21 protein-coding genes are annotated in these 18,871 nt (G+C 47.0%); 2 read left to right on the top strand and 19 right to left on the bottom strand.

Features of this window, described 5'->3' with window-relative positions; translation table 11 throughout:
• The first annotated feature begins 6 nt into the window (after positions 1-6).
• Complete coding sequence (locus C6H66_RS15420) at positions 7-435, top strand: NUDIX domain-containing protein (protein WP_036808346.1); 429 nt, start codon at positions 7-9, stop codon at positions 433-435.
• A 127-nt stretch (positions 436-562) separates the two neighbouring features.
• Here the strand turns inward: C6H66_RS15420 and C6H66_RS15415 are convergent, their stop codons facing one another.
• The 18 genes from C6H66_RS15415 to C6H66_RS15335 all read right to left on the bottom strand — a co-directional run bounded on the left by C6H66_RS15415 (position 563) and on the right by C6H66_RS15335 (position 16,466).
• On the bottom strand, positions 563-1,795 hold the full coding sequence (locus tag C6H66_RS15415; protein WP_248000689.1) for a hypothetical protein: 1,233 nt from the start codon (positions 1,793-1,795) through the stop codon (positions 563-565).
• A complete protein-coding gene (locus C6H66_RS26840) occupies positions 1,779-2,063 on the bottom strand; it encodes a FimD/PapC C-terminal domain-containing protein (RefSeq protein WP_248000688.1) in 285 nt (94 codons plus the stop codon). The genes C6H66_RS15415 and C6H66_RS26840 overlap by 17 nt, the downstream gene beginning before the upstream one ends.
• 43 nt (positions 2,064-2,106) lie before the next feature.
• On the bottom strand, positions 2,107-4,386 hold the full coding sequence (locus C6H66_RS15410; RefSeq protein ID WP_248000687.1) for a fimbria/pilus outer membrane usher protein: 2,280 nt from the start codon (positions 4,384-4,386) through the stop codon (positions 2,107-2,109).
• A complete protein-coding gene (locus tag C6H66_RS15405) occupies positions 4,373-5,194 on the bottom strand; it encodes a fimbrial biogenesis chaperone (protein ID WP_105396037.1) in 822 nt (273 codons plus the stop codon). Before C6H66_RS15405 ends, C6H66_RS15410 begins: the two co-directional genes overlap by 14 nt.
• Before the next feature lie 56 nt (positions 5,195-5,250).
• Positions 5,251-5,916, bottom strand: a complete 666-nt coding sequence (locus tag C6H66_RS15400; RefSeq protein WP_248000686.1) for a fimbrial biogenesis chaperone — start codon at positions 5,914-5,916, stop codon at positions 5,251-5,253.
• Between the two features lie 120 nt (positions 5,917-6,036).
• On the bottom strand, positions 6,037-6,609 hold the full coding sequence (locus C6H66_RS15395) for a fimbrial protein (RefSeq protein WP_105396035.1): 573 nt from the start codon (positions 6,607-6,609) through the stop codon (positions 6,037-6,039).
• The gene (locus tag C6H66_RS15390) at positions 6,609-7,325 is read right to left on the bottom strand and encodes a fimbrial biogenesis chaperone (RefSeq protein ID WP_105396034.1); all 717 of its coding nucleotides are present in this window, start codon (positions 7,323-7,325) and stop codon (positions 6,609-6,611) included. The genes C6H66_RS15395 and C6H66_RS15390 overlap by 1 nt, the downstream gene beginning before the upstream one ends.
• A 101-nt stretch (positions 7,326-7,426) precedes the next feature.
• A complete protein-coding gene (locus tag C6H66_RS15385; protein ID WP_052105762.1) occupies positions 7,427-7,987 on the bottom strand; it encodes a fimbrial protein in 561 nt (186 codons plus the stop codon).
• 471 nt (positions 7,988-8,458) lie between these two features.
• Positions 8,459-8,764: a helix-turn-helix domain-containing protein gene (locus C6H66_RS15380; protein ID WP_105396033.1), complete on the bottom strand. Its 306-nt coding sequence runs from the start codon at positions 8,762-8,764 to the stop codon at positions 8,459-8,461.
• 30 nt (positions 8,765-8,794) lie between these two features.
• Positions 8,795-9,610: an MrpH family fimbial adhesin gene (locus C6H66_RS15375; RefSeq protein ID WP_105396032.1), complete on the bottom strand. Its 816-nt coding sequence runs from the start codon at positions 9,608-9,610 to the stop codon at positions 8,795-8,797.
• Positions 9,611-9,636: 26 nt separating this feature from the next.
• Positions 9,637-10,182 carry a fimbrial protein gene (locus C6H66_RS15370; RefSeq protein WP_036808361.1) on the bottom strand — a complete coding sequence of 182 codons (546 nt, stop codon included), beginning with the start codon at positions 10,180-10,182 and terminating at the stop codon, positions 9,637-9,639.
• 11 nt (positions 10,183-10,193) lie between these two features.
• Complete coding sequence (locus tag C6H66_RS15365; protein ID WP_046396175.1) at positions 10,194-10,685, bottom strand: fimbrial protein; 492 nt, start codon at positions 10,683-10,685, stop codon at positions 10,194-10,196.
• A 14-nt stretch (positions 10,686-10,699) separates the two neighbouring features.
• Positions 10,700-11,266 (bottom strand): fimbrial protein, encoded by a 567-nt coding sequence (locus tag C6H66_RS15360; RefSeq protein WP_105396031.1) that lies wholly within the window; start codon positions 11,264-11,266, stop codon positions 10,700-10,702.
• The gene (locus C6H66_RS15355) at positions 11,259-11,852 is read right to left on the bottom strand and encodes a fimbrial protein (protein ID WP_105396030.1); all 594 of its coding nucleotides are present in this window, start codon (positions 11,850-11,852) and stop codon (positions 11,259-11,261) included. Before C6H66_RS15355 ends, C6H66_RS15360 begins: the two co-directional genes overlap by 8 nt.
• A 24-nt stretch (positions 11,853-11,876) precedes the next feature.
• A complete protein-coding gene (locus tag C6H66_RS15350; RefSeq protein ID WP_105396029.1) occupies positions 11,877-12,626 on the bottom strand; it encodes a fimbria/pilus periplasmic chaperone in 750 nt (249 codons plus the stop codon).
• 93 nt (positions 12,627-12,719) lie between these two features.
• The gene (locus tag C6H66_RS15345) at positions 12,720-15,275 is read right to left on the bottom strand and encodes an outer membrane usher protein (protein ID WP_105396028.1); all 2,556 of its coding nucleotides are present in this window, start codon (positions 15,273-15,275) and stop codon (positions 12,720-12,722) included.
• Positions 15,276-15,294: 19 nt separating this feature from the next.
• Positions 15,295-15,843 (bottom strand): fimbrial protein, encoded by a 549-nt coding sequence (locus C6H66_RS15340; protein WP_105396027.1) that lies wholly within the window; start codon positions 15,841-15,843, stop codon positions 15,295-15,297.
• A gap of 83 nt (positions 15,844-15,926) precedes the next feature.
• Complete coding sequence (locus C6H66_RS15335) at positions 15,927-16,466, bottom strand: fimbrial protein (protein WP_046396169.1); 540 nt, start codon at positions 16,464-16,466, stop codon at positions 15,927-15,929.
• Between the two features lie 683 nt (positions 16,467-17,149).
• Between C6H66_RS15335 and C6H66_RS15330 the strand changes: the two genes are divergently transcribed.
• Positions 17,150-17,722, top strand: a complete 573-nt coding sequence (locus tag C6H66_RS15330) for a tyrosine-type DNA invertase (protein WP_105396026.1) — start codon at positions 17,150-17,152, stop codon at positions 17,720-17,722.
• Between the two features lie 400 nt (positions 17,723-18,122).
• Here the strand turns inward: C6H66_RS15330 and C6H66_RS15325 are convergent, their stop codons facing one another.
• Positions 18,123-18,719 (bottom strand): AidA/PixA family protein, encoded by a 597-nt coding sequence (locus C6H66_RS15325; RefSeq protein WP_052739447.1) that lies wholly within the window; start codon positions 18,717-18,719, stop codon positions 18,123-18,125.
• Positions 18,720-18,871: the final 152 nt, after the last annotated feature.

The raw sequence follows: 18,871 nt of genomic DNA, 5'->3' as shown, positions 1-18,871 counted from the left end.
AAAATAATGATTAACTATGTAACAGGGTTTATGTTTTCTAAAGATAAAAAACATGTCTCCCTGATTTCAAAATTACAACCCAGTTGGCAAAAAGGGAAGCTCAACGGAGTTGGTGGAAAAATAGAAGCTGGTGAAAGCCCTCAACAGGCAATGGCAAGGGAATTTGCTGAAGAAGCCGGCATTGAAACACGGCCTGAAGAGTGGCGATTATTTACGGTATTAACTCGCCCTGACGTTTATCAGGTAAATTTTCTCTATATGTATGATGATCGTGTCTATTCTGTCAATTCTATCGAAAAAGAGATCGTCAATATCTATGAAACAAATTCATTACCCGATAATGTGATCTATAACTTACGTTGGTTGATTCCAATGGCGGCCGATGAGCATCTACGCTTTGATAAAGAAATAGAGATAACCGAAATGCGGGGTTAATACGGTATAGCAAATACTGTACCTAATTAACGTTCTAATAAACACAGAAGCACCAGTGCTTGAAATCGGTGCTTCTGTGAAATAAAAAACAACATCGTCACCAAACCATTTCAACAAATTCCCCGGCCTAAGCAGAGGGTTCGACGAAATTAACATCCGACCACACGGAAATAACCGCTACGGCGCTGGCTCGCCCTCCGGCGCCATCAGTCCTCAACAAAATCGGTACCACAGACAGTTGTGTTGATGCGGTATAGCTATCGTCTCCCCGTTTAACGTATCTTGCGTTCTCTCCTTCGCCTCTGTGCCCGGTACCGAGAGATAAGGGTTTGTTGGCGGCATCGAAAAACACAAAGGCGACTTCCGCTATTGAGGAAGCTAATGCATTCGATTTACCCGGCACGAATGGCCCATCGATTCGGTAAAGTAGGCGTGAATTTTGGAATACAGCGTCATCGCCGGAACAGGTGCTGTTTATCCCTATCTGTCTGGCCGACGCCAGTGGGTCTCCCGCCTGTTTACCGGCTCTTTTCACCGTGCCCCAATCCACCGATGAAGGGGTCAGGACAACCGCACAGGTGGATGGCTTTTTAACTGGTGAGAGAATAACCGTGGTCCATAGGGATTTCAGCATGCCGTTAGAACCCGATATGGGCGCAGGAGTCCAGCCGATCGCGCCAACTGACAGGAGAGTGCCTCCGGCCTTCACATTGAAATTACCGTCACTGTCCGGGTAAATCGCCCCTGTCACGGTACGGATAGTGACATCAACCAGACCGTTGGCATCTGGAACGCATGGAATGTTAACGCTGGTATTCCCCTTAACCAAACTGGCCGATTGATAGGTACCGGGTAAACCATGCGTTTGGCAGGAGAATGAAGATTGTCCGATATCAACCATAAAGTCGCCGATTTTTCCTACCCGGACGCTACTCGGTGACGACGAAGAGATCAATGGACGCGTTCCCGATCCCACTGTGTAGGCCATAAACTGGGTCCCGGTGGGGACACGACAGGTTGTCGACCAATTAAGAGGGCCGCTGGTGGTATAACCCACTATCTCATCCCGTGAGTAATCACGCTTATTTTTGTTATTTGGCGCCATTGCATAACCGGTGACATTACGAACCATTTGCACCAGTTCAATCTCACAGTCCTGATAACTCTCTGCCGCCTGGAGTGGCAAAGTGGTCAATAAAAAGAGCAATAATACCCACAAGCCGATGAGGGTTGAGACGGAATTTACTACACTACCGCCCCACAAATGTTCAGTTTTTAACATCCTTCTCTCTCCAAATTGCTCATCGGGCACACCGGTCAGGCTACCCACATGAAGGTAATGCTTACAGACAAACGGCATCAGCCTGCACCAGTTGCCCGGGTGTATCGGACGGCGCCTGATAACGGATGGTGCATTGTTGATTTGCCCCGTTTCCCCATTTAATTTTCACATGACCGGCAGGAGGCATACCACTGAGATAAACCCGGCCGTTATCGCCCACAATGCCGCTGCCGACCTGAGCGGCGTTCTCTTCCAGCGTCGCAATAGCGCCAAAAGGCACGGGTTTGCCATGATGTATCAACGTCAACAGTAACTGGCTGCCTGAACGAACCTGATAATTTGCCAACGTCACTGCTCCTCTGGTCGGATAAACGTTCTTGCTGGTCTGGTCAATATCGATCCCTTCCGGCAGGGTGGAGGGGTCCAGATTGATAGTATTTTTTTTGGTAGACCGATCCGCCCGGCAGTACGGCGTAGCCACGCCAGTCAGTCTGCACGTTGCCGTCACCGACTGTCACCCCTTTCGCTCCGGGCGCACGAACCAACACCGCTTCATCACCCAGTGAACGTGATAACGTCAAGCCGTAAGGATGGATTAAGAGAGCGCCGGAAGCCCCGTAGGTGAAATGATAGCTATTTGCGCTGTCATTGTAGCCCAGATTAACGTTTCCCTGACTGCCCTGATAACTCAGAGACAAGGCCCGGCTGTTTTGCTGGCCGCTGTTCCCCCAACCTTGCTGGAGGTTATAATTAAAGCGGTTATCCCATAACATGCCACTGATCCCGGCCTGCTGGGTGAGGTTGCCCTGCGAGTCGCGCGAGGCTGTATAACGGGTGTAAACGCCCCGTAGCGCAGACGATGAACCAAAGAGACTGAGCGGGACCTGCATATTGAATGACACCTGACGATTCTCCGACCAGTTGCCTGCCCCTTCCATGCGATAAATGTTATAACTCAGGTTATAGCTGATCCCCATCAGCATCGCGTTATAACCCAAATTCAGATTGTTGTCGGTACGGCCATTCCAATAATCGTTGCGCGTCCCGGCGGCGTAAAGACTGCCCCAACGTCCTAGCGTTTGATGCAGGTTCACCTGCCAGGTGCTTTGGCGTCGGTCAAGCGCCCACGGGACCTGATATTCATTCAGGTTGTACCCCATGCTATTAACATCACTGAAACTGTAATAATGCTGAGTGGAATAGCGATAGGCTGCCAGATCAATACTGGTGCCGGTACTGATCACGTTCTTGGCATATTTCATTCGATAAGCCTGGCCCTGTTGCCGGTTATTTTCCTGACCCTTAGCCCCTTGTAACTGGGCACGAGCAAACGTCACATCCGCAGACAGTGCGCCTAATGCCCCCAGCGACACGCCCGAGCCTAATACACCCGACTGGTAGTTGCCTGCCACCAATCCCCCGCCGTACAAGGTGATATTGTGCGGCAAACCATAAACCAAGGTGCCCAGAGCAAATACCGGGGAGCGGCTGCCATCGGTGAGGTTGCCGCCGTGATATTGACCGGCCGTTAACTCATATTTAATGCCGCCGGGGCGCTGCATCATCGGGACCGATGAAGAAGCGAGAGTAGAGACACGAGTACTGCCATCTTCCTCTTTGATTGTAACCGTGAGGTCGCCAGAATCCCCGGTGGTGTACAGGTCGGTGAAACGAAACGGCCCCGGCGCCACCGTGGTTTGATACACGGTATAACCATTCTGGGATACAGTCACCTGCGCATTGGAGCTAACCACACCGGTTATCTCCGGGGCAAAACCACGCTGACTTTCAGGCAACATAGCCTCCTCAGAAGCCAATTTCATGCCACGCAACGGGATACTGTCAAAAATATCCCCACCGGTATAGGTTTCACCGGCGGTGAACTCACTGCGCAATGACTGCACATGACGTTGCAAATAGGTATTACTCACCTGCCATCGAATCTGTGTAGAGGGGGAAAAACCGGCGGCCCCTCCATTGCGCTGGCGATTGTAACTGTAAGTTTGCGTGCTGCGCAGACGCCACGCTCCCAGATTCAACCCATTACGAAAAGAGGCAAACAGGTTGCGGGAACGTGATCCGCCGCCGGTTTCCTCACCGTCATAACGCCCCTCCGAACCGTTAATGGTGTAGTTCATCAAAAAGGCCGGTATCCCGTTATCCCACAGTGACGGATCGACCATCCCAGAATGGTGGGGCTGCATAGCCGCCTGCGGAACACTGAGGTCCAGACGCAAACGGGCGAAATCCAATATCGCGTTGGCGTGTGGGATCTGTTTCGTCAGATCTGTGATGGGGCTATCGCTCGTTTTTCCCTGAAAAGCCGGTAATCCGCGAATGTTGACGCCATACTCTTCGAGCTGTGCAACCGTTAACACCGGTTGCAGATGGTCGTTGACCAATATAAATTCAACCTCGCGGTTATCCACCTTATTATGGTTCATGTAGATATCCACCAGATAGCGTCCCGGTGCGACATAACCCGCGTTTTCATACGCCGAGAGATCGATATGCTCCTGCTCCCCCGTCGCCCCCATCAGGAAAGCGGGATTAAAGTATTCCCGCGCGGAGATGGGCAAGGTTGTCGCCGTCAGTAAGCATAGCAAACATACATATACAGGACGGAGCCGGTCATTACCTGTAGATGAGGACGCGTTATAACGAAACATGGCGATCCTGACTGTCGCCGGGAAAACGCCAGACCAGCGGCCCCGGTATCCCAGCGGTAAACGAACGGGTTTGAAACGAATGAGCTTGAAACGAATAGCTTTGTATGCCTTTTGGGGGCACCATCGCCTGACGTATGTGATCATCTGCCTGTTGAGTACCTACTTTCAGAACAGAAAAGGTCAGAAAATAGGGCGTGGGATTTTCCACCCGTAACTGCGTCCCTAGAAGGGAAAATTTCACCTGTTTAGCCACCGTGGCGTTATCCCGGGCGGGCACGCCTTGAGGACGATAAAACAGTCGAATATTCATCTGTAAGGCGACCTGCACTTGCGATGCTTTGTCTGTCCGGTGTCCTAATGCCGGTGCCTCCTCGGTATCCGGTACGGCAACTCCTGGGATAGCTCGCAGCGAGACTATAAAGGCCGATTCCCGATCCGACGGTAATTGCCCCCCAAGCTGGCGAATACGGAACGAAAATTTCTCGCCAGCCTCAACCCGTTTTAACGGCGGCAGAACGATAAAAGGGGGAACTTGCCTGGCTTTAGTGTCAAAGCGACCGGTATCAGGGTCCATCGGGCTGACAAATCCCTGTACCAGATAGTTCTGCCCCGTATGATTAGCCATGCTGAGCGTCACGCCTCTCGGGCTATCTTTAGCCACATAAGACAACTGCATCGGGGAGAACGATAGCCCTTGATTATCAACCGCCTGCGCCTTGAATATATTCCCTAGCAGCAGGGTGAAACCGAGGGAGTAAAACATTAACTCCCAGTATGTCCGCCCATGCCGGTCACTGACTCTCTTCATTCTCCAACTCCGTAGAAAGTAGAAAAAAAGTAGAAAAATAGAAAACAATGGCGGATTTAACGCTCCACTCTGGCCGTAAATAGGTTTGAAGCGCCGCCGTAATCGTTAATCATCGACCAACTCACCGATTTTTTACCCACCAGCCCGGCATAGGTCACACAATCCTGCGGCGCTATCATTGAGGGATAGCGGTTCAGATCGAGCGCCCATCCGTCCAGCATGAGACTGTCCAGCGACAAGAAATACGGGGTGGGATTGCACGCCTCGATGCCATCGGGTTGCGACTGAAAGCGAAGCTGTCCATACGCCTCTTCCGGCAACAGAGGCAGGCTACGCGGTCGCCAGAAAAACTTAATCCGCATCCCCATGCTCATCGACACCCGATCCCGAACAGGCTCATCCGTCACCCGCTGAGTTGCGGGGAGGGCGTTTATCTGCACATATCCGAGCGATTCCCGATCCGCCGGAAAGGGGGGCTGATTAAAGGTTGGCAAAATACGCAGGCTGTTTTGACTGTTGGCTTCCAACCTGAACAACGGCGGCGTCACCACAAACGCCGGAGTGGTTTTCTCCTGCTCTTCCGTTATCCTTACCTGCACCAGCCACGCCTGAGATGTGGTATTGACCACCGTCAGCGTTTGTACCCGCTCGCCTTGGGTAAAAATCACCCGGGTTTTATTCAGGCTGATACCGGCTGCTTGACAGAATTCTGTGCCGGTCATCCCTAACCCTAGCCCTAGCCCTAGCCCTAGCCAGAACATCAATGGCGCCAACCGGTACCGCGCTGGGCGTACTCGACCTGTTTCCACAACGTCTCCTGAAACCTGTTGCCCGAGCTGCGCTCAGTGATAATCAAATTGAAATTGAATGTGCGCGGTCAGTTCACCGGGAGTCGGCACAACCGTGCCGGATTCATGTCGCATATCCATCTGGAAGGTAATTTGACTCTCTTTAGCGGCGTTACCCGGTGGCGCCAAATTCACATAATCGCCATTTTTTAGGTAGCTCCCCAACCCGCCTCCCGGCAATTGATAGCGCAGGCCAAATCCCACATTTCCCGCTACCGTGGAAGTTTTATCCCGAAATAGCGTCGGGTGGCCTTCTGACGTGGGGCCGGCTATTTTAATGGCCGGAGTACGGCCTGCTCTGGCTGATCCCGCACAGCCCGACAACGCCAACGTAATGGGTTTGCTGCCCGCCGCTGCGATATGTTCCGTACTGCGCTGCACCTGGGTGAGTGGTACGGATGAAAACTCGACATGAGATGTCTGCATGTAAAGCTCACAGGTTGGCTGCTCCAGCGTCAGCGCCAATGTCAGTTCCGCCGTGTTTGGGTTCGCTCCCCCGGGCTGAAAGGCGATACAGAGCAAGCAAGCCAGTGTTGCCCGTCTGATAAGGGGCCACGGTTTGCGCATTACGGTATCTCCCCTTGATAGGTGGATTCTCCGCCGAGATCATTAATCACCGTCCAGCTTACTTTGGCTGGATAATGTCCCCCTTTACGTAGTAGAGAGAGATCGGAGAATGGGGAGACCATGTTGGCTTTCTGCTGCGTCATCACCTCCTGTCCACCCACCTTTAGGGAGGTTAAGGTGATGTAATAGGGTGACGGATTGGTTATCGTGATTCCTGCGGCTGTCGGTTTGAAGCGCAATGAACCAAATCCTTGTTCCGGCGAAACCGACAATCCCGACGGGCGATACATCAGCTTAATCGTGTTGGCTATAGCAAACTGTATTCCGCCGGAGACATTCCGCTGGGAGCGATTATCGGATTCAGAGCTTAACGGAATGGCCTTCGCCGTAAACCAGAACAGGGATTCCCGGTCAACAGGCAGCGACGGGCCAGTTTTGATGATGCGCACCTGATTCTGGCTGTCTGGTTCCATACGAAACAGGGGCGGCGTCACCAGAAATGGGGCGGTTTTGTCTCCCTCAAAAGTAGAACTGACTGTCGCCTGTATTAAATAGACCGCTTCTTTACTGGTATTGCTCACTGAGGCGGTTGTCGCATGGCTATCCGCTGGATAGATAATACGGGTAGTACCGATCCCCACTCCTTCCGCCTGCGCGGAAGTAACCGGCCAGCCTAACAGACCGGCCACTATCATTGCTGTCATCAATCTTTTCACTGACTCACCTGAAAATGTCTGGTTTGGTATTGCGTAAGTAAGAATTGGACCTCCCTGTCCAATTCCACGGCTATCTATTTCTAACGCCTGTCGGCGTTAAATTAGTCATACGCTACTTTTACGGTCAGGTTCCCTTTGGACTCTGCTGCTTTTACCGCCGCCACACCAAGCTTAGCCAGCCCTATTTTAAGCGTGATGGCATTATCACCGGCTACTGCGGGACTGTATGAGGCATCTTTTAGGTTAACTGGCGCACCTGGCGGGATGAGCTTATCATTTATCGTCAGGCCAACCGCATGGTCGGTAATTGCAGCGTTACCCGTGGAGTTAAGAAGTTGAAAGTAATTGCCTCCTGGTCCTGCTGCGGTGCCGCCAACCGTCAATTTAACGCTTTTCGCGGAACTCCACAGAGGGCATTTTTCCGTTTTAATCGTGACGAATTTTTGCGTGTTAGTTAAAATTGCGCCATCTCCCTTCCCTGTAAAATCAGATACCAAAGCGCCAAGACTAACAGGCTCTATTGCTGCAAACTTACAAGTCTCCGCGGTCACTGAAGAGTTCACCGTCAGGGTACCGGCACTCACTTCCTCCGCCATCGCCTGCGACATCCCCCCCAGACACAGCGCCGCTATCGCACAGGTCTTCAAAATTTGTTTTTTCATTTCATCGATTCCTTTTATTTATTCGATACATTTTGCCTAAAACAACATCACGACAAGTTAAACAATCAGATAGCTAACGCGGTGCGTTTTACTTGTCATTTGAGTTATTTTGTTTGCTGATTAACTTCTGAATTTTGGTTAAACCGTCGATAACATATCTATTTTTGAGCGGGAAATATTGAGTGGCAGTTTGTTCTCTTTTTGAGACAACGAGTTATTAGCCCCGACATATTCAACATTAATTCCTGAACGTTATGGTGTCGTGAGTATTTGTTCCTTAATTAAATTACTATCTGAACTTTAATAACTTCGTCAAAAGGGGAGATAAATAAGAATGGACTTTTTAATTTGTGGTAATAACGTTGTGGTAATAACACAGCTAACGAATAAATCATAAAAGTGACCGTTCCGTCGGTCACAAAACTCAGTCATCAACTGGTTTATAGATCCCCCGATTGGCGTCGAGATCAGTTAACATCCAAATTTACCCAATGTAGCCTCCGCAATAGGGATATATTGGTCTGTTAATTTATTGATGCTGTTATTGGCTACAGGATAACTACAATCAAGGAAAAACCAGTTTATCGGCGTCTCCAATATTGAAGCGATCCGCACCAGATGGGATAAATTAATTCGGTTTATCCCCCTCTCATAACGTGAGAGTTGTTGCTGACTAATACCTATTTTTTCCGCCAATTTGGCAGCGGTCATACCCAACTCTTTCCTTCTTTTTTGAATACGCTTCCCTACTAATAGATGATCTTGTTTCATTTTCATCCCAGCCCTTAAATTAAAAAAAACACCTTTTTATGGCATCGCCAAAATTATTGCCCCTGATCCTGAGAAAGGTCCTGCCTCTACTCTGCCATTTTTCTGTAAAATTGATTTCACTGTAACGGGTACATTTCCTCCAGCCGGTACAAACACAGCAACACCGTCTTCACCGTTTTTCTCATTTAATAGCAATTTAGCTTTCAAGCTACCGTCACTTCTTAACGGTACGAATCCCCGATCAGGCCCCGTCGCTGTCACGATAATCTCGATGTCTACATTGCAGGTTACATTGATATTTTCCGTTTTGGTTGCGCCTTCTAGCTTTGCCTCATCAATACTACCGTAATTAAGTTCAACGGAGCCTTCACTGACTTGGCAAAATCCTATCGGCGGTGGTGCAACGCCACATAAAGATCCAGGTAATAATCTTCCATGAAAACCATTTTGATCGGTTTCATAAAATAGCCCGACACATTCCTGATGAGACCGAATCGCAGGACCAAAATGTTTTGCAACTCCGGTGATCGGAAAACTGGTATATTTCAATATTTCAGCTTGCACTTGTTTCATGGTCTTAAATCTTTCCACGCGAGTATTAAATATCCTATAGGGCTGCCCTGAATAACCATCAACAAAATGGCGATGGTTAACCGATATCCAACACGCAGAATAACCATAACAAGGATTTGGCGTAAAATCGTTTTCTGGGTCCCAACGTTCAATGACAAAAGTATAATAGGCATTTGTCGGAATCCCCTCGGATTTAGTGATATATGAAAATATCGATGCAACCGCATTTGATGAAAACAGCGATAAAAGTACCAGCCAAACAGAGAATAACTTTTTCATTTAGTTACCTAATAAAACCGTGCAAGTTAGTCATAATTCAGATTAAATGTCGCAATCGCATGAAATGCACCTCGCTTAATCGTCTGGTTAGCTAGCGCAGCAGGTTCTGCCTGCACATATGCTTGCAGTACAATCAAGTTTTCCCTCTTTTTTAACGGATACTCTTCCCCCTCTTTATTCAACAACAACCGTTTGCCTTCTGCCGTTTCTATACCGATGGCAATTCCAGAGGCTTGACTCCCTGCACTTAACGCTAATAAGCCCGGCAATTGCGTATTTTCTATGCCGCTGAATGTCAATTTAATCGATTTACCCACACTCATATCGCAACCAGATAACCTGAGTAGAAAAGGTTCGCTATTAGTCCTACCATGCAGATACAAATATTTTTCAGAAATTGTTGCAAAATCGAGCTGGATATCTTCATCACCCGGTTTAATCGTGCAAGGTTCTTTAACCAATACACCGTGAAAACGCATATTATCCGCAGCCTGTACCACTTGATGACCATAAACCGTGGCAGCAATAACCATAAAACCAACACGCAACACGAATAATTTTAAATATTTCATTAAGTTTCCTTTCACTGGTATTCCGCCAGCAATGTCGCCGTCACTTCAAATGCCCCTTCCGGCAACGTACTTCCTGGTTTTTTCACCGGCACCGCTTGTATCACCGGCTGTTTCTGTGATGTCACCGGAATACGCTCATTAAGGGTGAACGCTTTACCATCCAACGTCAGACGAATGCCTAAATCAGTAATATTGGTTTGCAACGCGGCAGCATCAAATGAGGTTGGCGGGCCGACCACCGTCAATCCTAAACTCCAACCTGAGAGATTAGGCGCACATACCAACTGGTAATTCACGGGCTTGGTATAATTCACCCCGTCCACCTGATGGATGCCAACATTGCGACCAAAATAGACATCAATCATATTGCCGTCATTAATCACACAAGGGGGCGCTTCAAGCAGTGTGCCGTGAAACCACATATTATCTGCCGCCTGTCCCGGCATCACACTGATTAACCCTAGGCACGCACCCCAGAAAACACGATAGATCAGAGGGTTCATTGCATGTCTCCCGTTCACTGGTATTCAACCATCATGGTTGCACCCGCGCCAAAGTCGCCGCCTTTCAATACCGCAGCCATATCTTTTACCGGCACCGCATGTAACTCAGGAAAATTAGGATAGCTAAATTTCATCCAGTCATTGACGGGCAATTTTCGTCCGTTATGAATAACAGCGATACCTAGCCCAGAGTGATTAGTTTGCAACACCGTTCGATCAAAACTGGCAGTGTTACCCGATATCATCATTTTCATCGCATTAGCCGGCATTTTTTCACATCTCACGGTGTATTTTACGGGTTGCATATAATTAACCCCATCAATCCGGGTAATCATCACGTCGCCAAAATCTACATCAATAGTATTACCGTTATTAATCACACAAGGTGGAGGAGCGATAACCACGCCGTAAATATTGACCGGTGTTTTACCCGCAAAATTACTGGCAGGTCTTGCGGCTAAATTTGTCAGTAAATCAGCCTGAGCATTTACACTCAACAAACAGCCAAACAGTAATACGCTCCATTTTTTCTGCCTGCGATACTGCCCTTTTATTCGCAGAGAACACAGAGAGTTAGTCATAATTCACCCTGAAATCCACCACCGCGCGATATTGCCCAATCCCTAGCGCTCTCGGCGTCCGCACCGGCGTCACGTAATATTCCAAGCTGTCCTGCCCCGACGCCGTAAAACGGGGGCGTCCCCGCTCTCCCAACCGGATATCATTATTCGCGGTATCTGTTATCTGTAACCCCAACCCAGAGATACCGGTCACCCGCACCAGATGTGGATAATCGCGATCCGCCGGCGCCGCAAAACTGACCGTTACCACCGGCTGTAACTGATTCCACGTCAGATTGCCGGTCCGACTGTCATTGACTGCCCCTTTAGTTCTTAGACAGTCACGAAACTTCAATGTGAACGGTATCGGTGTCCCTTTATCACCTGGCTGGCGTAAGTCACTGTTTGGCGTGCTCCCTAAATTCACCTCCTGCCATGCAGAGGTCATGTCCAGTTGACAGGCCGCCTCAGTCAGCCCACCAAACACATGCAGTTCACCGTGCAACCCGTCTATATCTGCTGCCCGTGTCTCCCTCGCCTGACTCTCCGTCATCGGTATCAGCCAGATCGCCAGTGCCAGTACGCAACTTATCCGCTTGATGTTCATTGTCGCCCCTCCCGACTTTACCCATCACGACGAATGTTTAGTCACCTGACAATGGTTCCCCGCACAATTAAAAGTCAATTGCGGTCGGCCACCATAATCATTGACATACGTTAGTACAGGCGCACTCCCTAACGCCCCGGTACTGCCACTCAGCACCGCACTACTTTTAGGCGCTATCATCAATGGTTTAAAGCCCGCCGCCGTCTCTCCCTTAAGCTGGCTTGATGCATCCACCACGGTGATGTAATACGGTGTCGGATTGTTCACCTGATATCGGTCTCCCTGACGCGTCAAAGTCATCTTCTCTTGCCACGGATTATCCAAATCGGTACGGCTGGCAAAAATGGCTTTCGGACGATAGAACAGCTTGATCCGAGTTTGTAACGCAATCTGCAAGGTATTCGGCTTCTTACTGCGCGGTGGAATTTCACGCAAATTAAAATAGAACAAGCTTTCCCGATCTTGTGGTAACTGTGCGATGGCTGGCAGTGACTGTATTTTCACCTGGCTCTTAGCGCCTGGTTCCACCCGCTGTACCGGCGGCGTCACCACTAACGGACCATTGATTTTGTTGCCCTGTTCATCTTCTATCCATCCCTGCGCCAGATACGGCAACTCTTTGTTCTGGTTGCTGATATCCATACTGGTGGATTTGTCTTCACCATTAAACACAACGCGGGTACGATCCAGCGCAATAGCCGCCATTGACTCACTGATCACTGACAGACTTAAGATAGCTATCGTGATTACATTGATTGTATTGTTCAATTTCATACTCAATTACTCATTCTTAGAATAATCATTTCAGGTCACCGCGATACACTTCGGCAACAGCAATAAGGTTCCCTCGCTGCCAGTCAATTAAAATCATGGCTGTTTATTACCGTCGGCCAGTTGGCAAAGCAGTAATAACGAAGCCATCTCTTCAACTTTTGGTAATTGATGTGGCAGCTCAATCACACACTGCAATTCCCCATCCCAACGCACATTCAGTTTCTCTCCGGGATTTATCCCGCTCAGGTAGGTATTCCCACCATCACTGACGATACCGATCTCCCGTTGATCCTTATTCAGTACCGCTGCTCCAAACGGCGGCGCGCTACCATCCGGCAAGCGGATCAGAGCCATCGCTTTTTCACCGGATATCACCTGGAATTTACGATAACCAATCGCCCCTTCCGTCAGTGTTGCTTGTTGTACCGACCGTACTGCCTCCACATTGTCCGGCAGTTTGTTTAAATCAATACTCGCACTGTTACGGTAATAGTTGTTCACATCAGAGATCACCGCTTTACCGAACATATTGGTATGGGTAATCGCGCCAAAACCTTTCACAGGTACGCCGCCGACACCATCAGTATCCACCATCAAACGGGTGGTCCCCGGCATATTAATGCGATGCAGCGCCGCGCCTTTCGGCGTCACGGTCATGCCCCCCTGGATAGAAAGCGCTGCCGTGGTATAACGCCCATCCTGATAACTCGCACTGGTCGTCAGTTGGGCACGATCGCCGTAATGGGTTAAATAACCGTTAGCCGCAGCCTTGCCATCAATACTGGTACCAACCGCTAAACGATAGTTACTGTTTTCATTAATTCGATCGTAATAACCTACCGTGTGGGAGTTACCTTCCCGGTTGGCCATTGCGTTATAACTGATAGTTCCTGAATTACCCCACGGCAGGGATAACGTCATATACATCCCGTCGTCATTTTTACCTTCATATTTATTACGGTAAGCAGACAGATTCAGGTTAATGTTCTTATAACTGCCAATATCAAAATAGCGTGATATTGATACGTTATAGCGATCGTTATTCGAACGATTCCAGTAAGTCTGGTGGCTGTAATTCAGGTAGATACTGGCACCAATATGCGTGAACTGCTTGTTCAACATAATGGTGTAAAGTTCTTTATTGCTCTCTGCATCACCGTCGTGGTAACGACGATCCAGATACTGGCTCATGCTCATAAAGTCACGTTCCGAGAAACGATAACCGGCAAAAGTCACCTGGCTGTCATACTCCTCAAAACGCTTGGAATAACTGAGACGATAAGAGCCGCCAGTCAACGTTTGATCCTCAGCCGGTAAATGGGCGCGGGATTCAGTGACATCAAAAGAGAGCGCTCCGAAGGTCATCAGATCACGACCAATCCCCAACGACAACGCATTATAATTCCCGGCTCCCAATATCCCGCCGTACAATGACCAACCGTTGTTTATTCCCCAGGAAAATTCGCCGATACCAAAGCCCGATCCTTCACTGTGATGCTTCCAGTTGGTTGGCTTCCCCGCCGCCAGTTTGTACTGCACCCGGCCCGGACGGGTTAAATAAGGAATATTCGCGGTATCGATCTGAAATTCTTGTAAACCGCCATCCTGCTCCTCTACCCGCACATCCAGTTTGCCGCTCACTGCGTCATTGATGTCCTGAATACGGAATGGTCCTGGCGCAACTTGGGTCTCATACAACACCCGTCCCTGCTGACGAACAGTCACTCTGGCATTGGTTTTCGCCACTCCTGTCACTTCCGGCGCATAGCCTCGCAGGTTCGGAGGCAACATATTGTCATCCGTCACCAGACTTACCCCAGTAAAACGGAAGCTGTCAAAGATATTTGAATTGAGGTAATCCTCGCCCAAGGTTAACTTGGCATTCCAACGTGGTATGGCCCGGTATAAGTAATAACGGCTCCAATCCCAGTTTTTCTCAGTGCTCCCTCCCCGCCCCGTGGTGTGGTTATACTGTGATTGCCAGTCTGCCCGCAGACGCCATGCACCCAAATTTATCCCGGTCGTACCATTAGCACTGACATTCTGATTTTCATTTCCCTTCGCTGGCTTAGAGACCTGAGCATTGACGTTATAATCAAACATCATCCCGAAAATCCCTTCATCCCAACGTGACGGCGGGTCCCAGTCTGGCGAGCTATATTCGAGATAGGCTTGGGGCATACTCAGGTATAACGTGTCACTGCTCAGATCACCGCGCACCGTCATGCCCGGCAGCGTTTTAGTCTCCAGGCACTGATTATTGTTCCACCAGGTAATCTTTGATTCCCATTCCGCCCGCAGCCCCAACTGCTTCACCAATTCAGGCGGCAAACACGCCACACTTCCTTGAGGATCATCTGGTGGTACCATAAAAGTGACCGGCATTTCCGGCAATTCGCTCTTGTTCAGACGTATCGCCATCTGATAATCCCCCGGCATGATATAACCCGCACGGGAAAACTCTGTTAAATTAATCCGAGAACGATCCTGAACATCTAACACGTCCGTATTAAATTCAATTTCCTCTTCCGCATACACAGCATGAGTACCTATTAAAGCAAGCAATACCGAAATAATAAGAGGTTTCAGGACACACCGAACCGAGACCACCTTGTCATATTCAGTGGTCGAACCCAAAAATAAAGCCATAGCATTCCCAGATCGATGATTAGTAATAATCCAGCCTGAACCGAACAGAGGTTTGATACTGCCCTGCTTGCAATAACTGGTGATTACCCACCAATCGCATCGCGTAATTAAGCGTCATCTGCCCTGCCTGTAAGTCCCCCACCGGTAGTGGAGTTCCCGGGTACGCTTGATTGCCGTACATGTCGGTAATTTGTAACGCTACTCCTTGAGCCACACCCGATAAGCGGAAATTGTTCCCATCCGGTACGCCGTCAAACGTCACCTGAAAGTGGCGCCAATCGGGTTTACCCAAGGTGGCGGAAGTCAGTACGCAGTTAATCAAACGGATGGAAAAGGGGCGCACTAGTCCCTGTCCATCATGTATCATCCGGCTTACCGGGATCGTGGCTAACTCAATCGTCTGGTCACGGCTACCTGCGTCAATCGCACAGGCCGTATCAATGATGGTGCCTTGCATGCTAACGCGACCATATCCTTGTGTTCCTCGTGGAGCTGCCGTTTCAGCTGCAATAACACAGGAAAACATTAACAGGCAGGGCACTACAACAACGGCAACATATCGACTCATAACGTCTCTCCAGCTAAACTTATTCAAAACTTTTAATTAGGAAACGCCCGCCTCCCTGTCAGCGTTTCCATGCATGAAAAGACTTATTGATAAGTCAGCTGGAAGTTGGCAATGCCGGTGAAATTACCCGGAACAACGGCATCAGGTGAAGTATCCCCCTGAAGATAGGCAGCAAAATGCAGATCATTATTACCATCATGCAAAGCTACAGCCGGTGAGGGAGTCCCTAGTTTGATCTTGTTACCGCCCGCGTCAGTGATCGCAATCCCCGCACCTTTAGCAACGCCTTCGATACCTAGCAAACCATCACCGCCAGTAATGCTAGATTTAGCGCCGACAAACGTCGTCGTGACTGTACTTATCGTTTCAGTCGTACAGTTATCTAAAGAAATTTTGAATGGCGTGGAAGAAGAACGGCCGCCGTTTTGCAAAGATTTGCTAGAAATAGAACCCATTGGAACTACCTGATCAACCGTTTCCGGGGTGATAGAACAAGGCGCATCAGTAATAGACCCGGTAAAAGTCACCGTTCCGTGACCTTGGCTAGGATTCGCTGCATTTACAGAACCCGCAGCTAAAGCTACGCCTAACCCCAGGGCCATAACCAATTTATTCAATATCATGTGAATTAATTCCTTGAATTTAAGGATAAAATACCCAATACCATAAAAAAATAACCGTGCAGGATTCCAGCTCCATGCACCCAATATTCAGTGCAAAACAGTTTAAAAATCTCGGATTAATATTTTCTAAACCAAACAAAATGCACCAAACTGTTTTTTTCAGTCAAAAACACTAAGAGGGCATAATATTTCGGAGTTAACACTCGAAAAAAAATATTAATTTGAACTTATAATCTAATTAATCGATTAGTATTTGATTGAATTCAGATGAACCTACTAATTTTTTACAATAAATTAATGGCAGAGCGTAAAAAATAGTAAAAAACAATGAAAAAAAGCCAACTATTATAAATAGTTAAGCATTGGCAATTTGGCATTACACAAAATTTGACTTAATCAGTCGTTTTATAGGAACATATTTACAGTTTGGTGCATTCTGTTTAGTTTCTTTTTATTGTTAAATAATTTCCACATATATAATTACAAAGCTTACAAGCTGATATTTTCTATTAAAAAATGGCTATCTATAACTATCTAAAAACGATAATTATAGATTTTGGTCAAAATAATTAGAGTTACCAGCTAATAATTTTATAAAAGTTCTATTAATTGATATATTCCGGTAGATTAATATTATTTTTCTACCTATAACTATCCGCCCCAATTGCACAGGAATTATTTTCATGAAGAAACGTAAGTTTTTGACCAGATATGAAATTAATGCGATTTTAGAAAAAGCACGTCAGGGACGTCACGCCGAGCGAGATTATTGCATGTTATTGATGTGCTTTATTCATGGTTTTAGAGTGAGCGAACTCTGTAATCTAACGTTATCCGATCTTGATCTTAGCTCAGAAATTATTCATGTCAGACGATTAAAAGGGGGATTATCAACCACACACCCGCTAATACCAGAAGAAATTAAAGCGCTAAATCAATGGCTTAATATTAGAAAGAGTTGGCGAGAATCAGATACAGAATGGGTGTTTTTATCACAAAAATCAGGAGCTATTTCACGCCAACAAGTTTATGGTTTATTAAAACGTTATGGCAAGCAAGCATTAGTTAATATCTCACCTCATCCACACATGTTAAGACATGCTTGTGGTTACGCGCTCGCTGATTTAGGAAGAGATACACGCCTTATTCAAGATTATCTCGGTCATCGAAATATATCCCATACCGTTATTTACACCGCAAGCAACGTAAAACGATTCTTCAAGATATGGGAGGCTCCTGTAAAAGGACTCGATTAATTTCAATATCTCTTTTTTATGTAAGATATGTAGTATGAGAAACTATTTCTCTTGGAAACAAAAAAATCATCTAATCATCCAATAGCAAAAATCCTCGTCCACATACTGATGAGGATTTTTTATACAGCCAAATAGTTATTCACATCATAAGACACCACCTATTATTTCTTATAATTACTTTTGAAATGGTTTTTTTTGGAAATTAATGAATAAAACAATTAAAATAAAAATATGTATTTAAGGATAATTTTAATAATAATTCCCATTAGTACATGAATGGATATTTTCGCCGGAATGAAGAAAATAAAATCACTGGAAATTATACCCTGTTTTCCAGTGATAGCCTGTTGACTTTTAATATTTCATGGTTGATTTATTAAATTTTCAGGTAATATTAAATTTAATCAACTATTTGAATATTTGGAGAATGAGCAAGATAGCCAACAAGATTGCCAATATTGTCTTTAACATTCCATCTTTCGAAAATGGATACATACCATGAATATTTGGCGATACCTGGAGTACGTAATTTAGATCCTTGATTGAAAATATTACGCGTTTCCAGTACGACTGAATAGTCTTGGTTAGTCCCTAACGTTGCCTCTTTACTTGGGGCTGCAACTTGAGATACAGCCGAAGTTAGGGTTGGTGGCGAAACTAACGATTTGGCTCCCACCCCTTCCATATGATACAGAAATACCTGCTCATCAAATTGGGCTGATAGCGTTGAAGCTCGCCATCTAATTACATCCCCTACCTTACCTTGAATTAAAAGTGTACCTTGAGCATTATTTTTGGGAACATAGATATTATTTTGAGAGGTAATGTAATAAATGTATTTATCATCCATTACCGTTGGTTTGCTAGGGTCCTGACTAATGGAATTACCGAGATCGTTTGTGATAGCTTTTACATCAACAATGGCAAGAACATCAATCAATTGTACACCACTAATGGATCTTATATCATCTAGATCTGTATATTCAATATCATTCATAATACTGTTCCTATTCTTATATATTGGTTTTATAAGTATTTAATTATCCAGAACTCTAATGAAAGGATCATGACAAACATATCCAATGAGTTGCCTTTTACGATATATTTTATATACCAGTATATTGSCCGTATCCCTCTCTCTGAGCTGTT

It is taken from the genome of Photorhabdus hindustanensis (genome assembly GCF_002968995.1).
GTDB lineage: Bacteria > Pseudomonadota > Gammaproteobacteria > Enterobacterales > Enterobacteriaceae > Photorhabdus > Photorhabdus akhurstii.
Note: the sequence above shows the minus strand (reverse complement) of the source record. Positions and strands in the feature narration are given on the sequence as shown.

Coding starts and splice junctions, on each gene's coding strand:
- C6H66_RS15420 (WP_036808346.1), top strand. CDS start 7: ATGATTAACTATGTAACAGGGTTTATGTTTTCTAAAGATAAAAAACAT.
- C6H66_RS15415 (WP_248000689.1), bottom strand. CDS start 1,795: ATGCCGTTTGTCTGTAAGCATTACCTTCATGTGGGTAGCCTGACCGGT.
- C6H66_RS15410 (WP_248000687.1), bottom strand. CDS start 4,386: ATGTTTCGTTATAACGCGTCCTCATCTACAGGTAATGACCGGCTCCGT.
- C6H66_RS15405 (WP_105396037.1), bottom strand. CDS start 5,194: ATGAAGAGAGTCAGTGACCGGCATGGGCGGACATACTGGGAGTTAATG.
- C6H66_RS15400 (WP_248000686.1), bottom strand. CDS start 5,916: ATGACCGGCACAGAATTCTGTCAAGCAGCCGGTATCAGCCTGAATAAA.
- C6H66_RS15395 (WP_105396035.1), bottom strand. CDS start 6,609: ATGCGCAAACCGTGGCCCCTTATCAGACGGGCAACACTGGCTTGCTTG.
- C6H66_RS15385 (WP_052105762.1), bottom strand. CDS start 7,987: ATGAAAAAACAAATTTTGAAGACCTGTGCGATAGCGGCGCTGTGTCTG.
- C6H66_RS15380 (WP_105396033.1), bottom strand. CDS start 8,764: ATGAAAATGAAACAAGATCATCTATTAGTAGGGAAGCGTATTCAAAAA.
- C6H66_RS15375 (WP_105396032.1), bottom strand. CDS start 9,610: ATGAAAAAGTTATTCTCTGTTTGGCTGGTACTTTTATCGCTGTTTTCA.
- C6H66_RS15370 (WP_036808361.1), bottom strand. CDS start 10,182: ATGAAATATTTAAAATTATTCGTGTTGCGTGTTGGTTTTATGGTTATT.
- C6H66_RS15365 (WP_046396175.1), bottom strand. CDS start 10,685: ATGAACCCTCTGATCTATCGTGTTTTCTGGGGTGCGTGCCTAGGGTTA.
- C6H66_RS15360 (WP_105396031.1), bottom strand. CDS start 11,266: ATGACTAACTCTCTGTGTTCTCTGCGAATAAAAGGGCAGTATCGCAGG.
- C6H66_RS15355 (WP_105396030.1), bottom strand. CDS start 11,852: ATGAACATCAAGCGGATAAGTTGCGTACTGGCACTGGCGATCTGGCTG.
- C6H66_RS15350 (WP_105396029.1), bottom strand. CDS start 12,626: ATGAAATTGAACAATACAATCAATGTAATCACGATAGCTATCTTAAGT.
- C6H66_RS15345 (WP_105396028.1), bottom strand. CDS start 15,275: ATGGCTTTATTTTTGGGTTCGACCACTGAATATGACAAGGTGGTCTCG.
- C6H66_RS15340 (WP_105396027.1), bottom strand. CDS start 15,843: ATGAGTCGATATGTTGCCGTTGTTGTAGTGCCCTGCCTGTTAATGTTT.
- C6H66_RS15335 (WP_046396169.1), bottom strand. CDS start 16,466: ATGATATTGAATAAATTGGTTATGGCCCTGGGGTTAGGCGTAGCTTTA.
- C6H66_RS15330 (WP_105396026.1), top strand. CDS start 17,150: ATGAAGAAACGTAAGTTTTTGACCAGATATGAAATTAATGCGATTTTA.
- C6H66_RS15325 (WP_052739447.1), bottom strand. CDS start 18,719: ATGAATGATATTGAATATACAGATCTAGATGATATAAGATCCATTAGT.